A 764-nucleotide genomic window follows, 5' to 3' on the forward strand; every position below is an offset into this window, starting at 1 on the left:
CCGGGCTGGCTCTGGCCGTAGGCGCCGTAGACCGGGGTGTGGATAGCGTCCTGGGCTTCTGTGGTCACTGAGCCTTGGGCGTCGGTGCCCAGCAGCATGACTTCGCGCACTGCCGATGCCAGTCGACTTTCTGCCACGGGAACAGCGCCGGCCCTTACCCAGCGGGTCTGGGTGTCTTCACCCATCTCGCAGCTGAGCTGGCCGCCGGTGTGGTAACGCCAGCGCGGGCCGGTAGAGTCTTCGGTCTTGATGATGTTGCCCGCCGGGCCGTAGTGCCAGCGGCGCTCGCCGGTAGGCAGGGTTACCCCGATCAGTCGGCCCAGGGCGTCGTAGTGCAGTGGATTACCGCGCTCGTCGCGTTTGAGATTACCCAGCGCGTCGTACTCCAGGGTTACCGGTGCCGGGTAATCGGCGCGGCTGTGGCTGACGTTGATCAGCTGGGTGAGGTCGGCGGGATTGTAGGTAAATGTACTGATATTGCTGGCGCTGGCGTCGGCAAATACCGTTTCCAGTCGACGAATATTGTCGAGGGCGTCGTACTGGAAGTGTTGCTCGCGGTAGGTTTTGCCGTGGGCATCTTCGGGCAACGACGGCCCTGCAAGGCGATGGGCAATCATCCGTCCGCGCAGGTCGTAGTCGAAGGTTTCACTACGCACCAGAACACCGTCGCGGGTCAGTTCGCGCCGGGTCAGCTTGCCGTCTTTGCGCCATTGCTGGGTCTGCACTTCTACATGCTGTGCATTCGGCGTTCGGGTAGCCGTTTC

At 63.1% G+C, this 764-nt stretch carries 1 pseudogene; it reads right to left on the bottom strand.

The features are described 5' to 3' along the window. A pseudogene (locus tag WG29040_RS24270) lies at positions 1–764 on the bottom strand (RHS repeat domain-containing protein); the annotation flags it as partial.

Source organism: Pseudomonas sp. PAMC 29040, from assembly GCF_003994535.1.
GTDB lineage: Bacteria > Pseudomonadota > Gammaproteobacteria > Pseudomonadales > Pseudomonadaceae > Aquipseudomonas > Aquipseudomonas paraversuta.